Origin of the sequence: Rhodoferax sp. (assembly GCF_028689305.1) — a bacterium.
GTDB lineage: Bacteria > Pseudomonadota > Gammaproteobacteria > Burkholderiales > Burkholderiaceae_C > Rhodoferax.
On the sequence record NZ_JAQTWM010000160.1, the window covers coordinates 1 to 3,733 of the forward strand.

3 protein-coding genes are annotated in these 3,733 nt (G+C 58.6%); 2 read left to right on the top strand and 1 reads right to left on the bottom strand.

Annotation, left to right across the window (positions count from 1 at the left end):
* On the bottom strand, nucleotides 1-1,379 hold a 1,379-nt coding region (locus PHW99_RS18305; protein ID WP_300181125.1), incomplete at its 3' end, for a sodium/proton-translocating pyrophosphatase.
* Nucleotides 1,380-1,607: 228 nt separating this feature from the next.
* Here PHW99_RS18305 and ppa point away from each other — a divergent pair.
* Together ppa and uvrB are read left to right on the top strand one after the other, a co-directional pair.
* Nucleotides 1,608-2,144 (top strand): inorganic diphosphatase, encoded by a 537-nt coding sequence (gene ppa / locus PHW99_RS18310; RefSeq protein WP_300181128.1) that lies wholly within the window; start codon nucleotides 1,608-1,610, stop codon nucleotides 2,142-2,144.
* A gap of 120 nt (nucleotides 2,145-2,264) precedes the next feature.
* Nucleotides 2,265-3,733: excinuclease ABC subunit UvrB (gene uvrB / locus PHW99_RS18315; RefSeq protein WP_300181131.1), on the top strand; the 1,469-nt coding region annotated here is incomplete at its 3' end.

Consider the following 3,733-nt stretch of genomic DNA (forward strand, 5'->3'; position numbering starts at 1 on the left):
TCCAGCGGGTCGGTGATGTCACGCACACTCTTGGGCATTTCAGACATTTCGGCAATACCCCCAGCGTTGTCGGTGATGGGGCCGTAAGCGTCCAGCGCCACCACAATACCGGCCATGCTGAGCATGGAGGTGGCGGCAATCGCAATGCCATACAGGCCAGCCAGGGCGTAAGCGGTGTAGATCGCCACGCAGACAAACATCACAGGCCAGGCGGTGGAACGCATCGACACGCCCAGGCCAGCAATGATGTTGGTGCCGTGGCCGGTGGTGGAGGCTTCAGCAATGTGCTGCACCGGGTGGTACTGGGTGCCGGTGTAGTACTCAGTGATCCAGACCAGGGCGGCGGTCAGGATCAGGCCGACGGCGCAGGCCCCAAACAGCTTCATCTGGCTGCCCGAGGCGGCAATCGCGTTGTCGGGAATCAGCCAGGTGGTGACAAAAAAGAAGGCAACCAGTGACAGTGCGCCTGCTACGGCCAGACCTTTGTACAGCGCAGGCATCACGTTGGTCATGCCGGGCGAGGCTTTGACGAAGAAGCAGCCAATGATGGAGGCCACGATGGACACCGCACCCAGCGCCAACGGGTAGACCACGGCGCTGCTGCCAGCGCCGGTGACCATCAGGGCGCCGAGCACCATGGTGGCGATCAGCGTGACGGCATAGGTCTCAAACAGGTCGGCGGCCATGCCGGCGCAGTCGCCCACGTTGTCGCCGACGTTGTCAGCAATCACCGCCGGGTTGCGTGGGTCATCTTCGGGAATGCCGGCTTCCACCTTGCCCACCAGGTCAGCGCCTACGTCAGCGCCTTTGGTAAAGATACCCCCGCCCAGACGGGCAAAGATGGAAATCAGAGAGGAGCCAAAAGCAAAACCGATCAGCGGGTTGAGCAAATGGGCCAGATTTTTGTCCGGGGTCAGGTTGCCGTTGCCAACCAGGAACCAGTAGAAACCGGTGACACCCAGCAGGCCTAGACCGACCACCAGCATGCCGGTGATGGCCCCGCCGCGAAATGCCACGTCAAGCGCCGGGCCAATGCCTTTGGTCGCGGCTTGGGCGGTACGCACATTGGCGCGTACTGACACGTTCATGCCGATGAAGCCACAAGCGCCGGAGAGCACGGCACCGACGACAAAGCCGATGGCGCTCAGGCCGTCCAGAAACACACCAATCAGGATCGCCAGTACCACACCCACCATGGCAATGGTTTTGTACTGTCGAGCCAGATAGGCTGCTGCGCCGGTTTGAATGGCTGCGGCGATTTCTTGCATTCGGGCATTGCCCGCATCTTGGGAAAGGATCCAACTGCGTGCCCAAAAACCGTATCCCACGGCGATGAGCCCGCAAATAAGCGCCAGAACCAGCGCTGAGTTGCCTGTCATAGATATATCTCCTGTCGTTGATTCGCGAGGTGGTGGTGCAACGCGAGCGGCACCACCGCTGCGTTGCTTCCTCGCCGAATGACACCCCGAGTGTGTGACAAGAGCGATTGGCCAACAGGGCAACTGTACCGCTGAAATATGACATTTCAGCGTGGCGTAAGTGGCAGTTAAGTAAAATCAGGGTTAATCCTGACTGTTCCTGATTTAACTCAAACCAAAGAGATCCAAATGTCCTTAGACAACGTCACACCCGGTTCCAAAGTACCCGATCAATTCAATGTGATCATCGAAATCCCGATGAACGCTGACCCGGTGAAGTATGAGGTTGACCATGAAACCCATGCCATTTTTGTTGACCGTTTCATGAGCACGGCCATGCATTACCCGACCAACTACGGTTATGTGCCGCAAACCATCAGTGGCGACGGTGACCCGGTGGACGTGCTGGTGGTGACTCCGGTGCCGCTGATTCCGGGCGTGGTGGTGACTTGCCGTGCCATTGGCATGATGAAGATGGAAGACGAGGCTGGTACCGATAACAAGGTGCTGGCAGTGCCGATCGACAAGATATTGTCTTTGTATACGCGCTGGCAGAAGCCGGATGACCTGAGCCCGGTGCGCCTGAAGACCATTGCACACTTTTTTGAGCATTACAAGGATTTGGAAGCCAACAAATGGGTCAAGGTGTTGGGCTGGGAAGGCCCCGAAGCGGCCAAACAGGAAATCATGGACGGCATCGCCAACTACAACAAGGCAGCCCAGTAATTTCCACACCTGGGGCCTCTGTCGGCCCTGGAAAAGCCTGCGCCGAAATCTTAGCCAGGTGCACGGCGGTTTGATAGCCGCTAACATGCGTGTTTAGCTTGAATGATGAGTCTCGCACGCATGTCCGCTCCTTCTCCTGTCTCTGGGGCAGCGCCCCTTCATCCCGCAGAGCCTCGTCCTGATGTACCAGCTGGTGCAGGCAGGTTTGTGTCTTTTCCGGATTCGCCATTCGAGCTGTACCAGCCGTACCCACCCGCCGGGGACCAACCCGAGGCGATCAACCAGCTCGTGGCCGGTGTCAACGACGGAGAAGTGTTCCAGACCCTGCTGGGGGTGACCGGTTCGGGCAAGACCTTCACCATGGCCAATGTGATTGCGCGGCTGGGGCGGCCTGCGATTGTTTTTGCACCCAACAAAACGTTGGCGGCGCAGCTCTACAGCGAGTTCCGCGAGTTTTTCCCAAAAAATGCGGTGGAGTACTTCGTCAGCTATTACGACTATTACCAGCCCGAGGCCTATGTGCCGCAGCGCGATTTGTTCATAGAGAAAGACAGCGCCATCAACGAGCACATCGAGCAGATGCGCCTGAGTTGCACCAAGAGCCTGCTGGAGCGGCGTGACGTGGTGATCGTCGCCACCGTTTCGGCCATCTACGGTATTGGCCAGCCCGAGGCGTACCACAAGATGGTGATGACCTTGCGAGCGGGCGACAAAATGGGCCAGCGCGACATGATTGCCCAGCTGGTGCGCATGCAGTACCAGCGCAATGACATGGACTTTTCACGCGGTGCGTTTCGGGTGCGTGGTGACACCATCGACATCTTTCCGGCGGAGCATTCCGAAATGGCGATCCGCGTGGAGTTGTTTGACGACGAGATCGAATCGCTGCAACTGTTTGACCCGCTCACCGGGCGCATCCGGCAGAAGATTCCGCGCTTTACCGTCTACCCCAGCAGCCATTATGTGACGCCCCGAGAGCAGGTGCTGTCTGCGGTGGAAGCGATCAAAATTGAATTGAGCGACCGGGTGAAAGAGTTCGTCAGCCAGGGCAAGCTGGTGGAGGCGCAGCGCCTGGAGCAGCGCACCCGGTTCGATTTGGAAATGCTCAGCGAAGTGGGTCACTGCAAGGGTATTGAAAACTACTCGCGGCATTTGGCGGGTTCAGCCCCCGGTGAGCCGCCCGCCACGCTGACCGATTACCTGCCCAAAGACGCGCTGATGTTCCTGGACGAATCCCATGTGCTGATTGGTCAGTTTGGCGGCATGTACAACGGTGACCGTTCGCGCAAGACCACCTTGGTGGAATACGGTTTTCGGCTGCCCAGTGCGCTGGACAACCGGCCGCTCAAGTTTGAAGAGTTCGAGACCAAGATGCGTCAGGTGGTGTTTGTTTCGGCCACCCCCGCACAGTGGGAAAAAGACCACGCCGGCCAGGTGGTGGAACAACTGGTGCGCCCCACTGGCCTGGTCGATCCCGAAGTGGAAGTGCGCCCGGCCACCAGCCAGGTCGATGACGTGTTGCAGGAGATCCGCATCCGAGTCGAGAAAAACGAACGTGTGCTGATCACCACCCTGACCAAACGTATGGC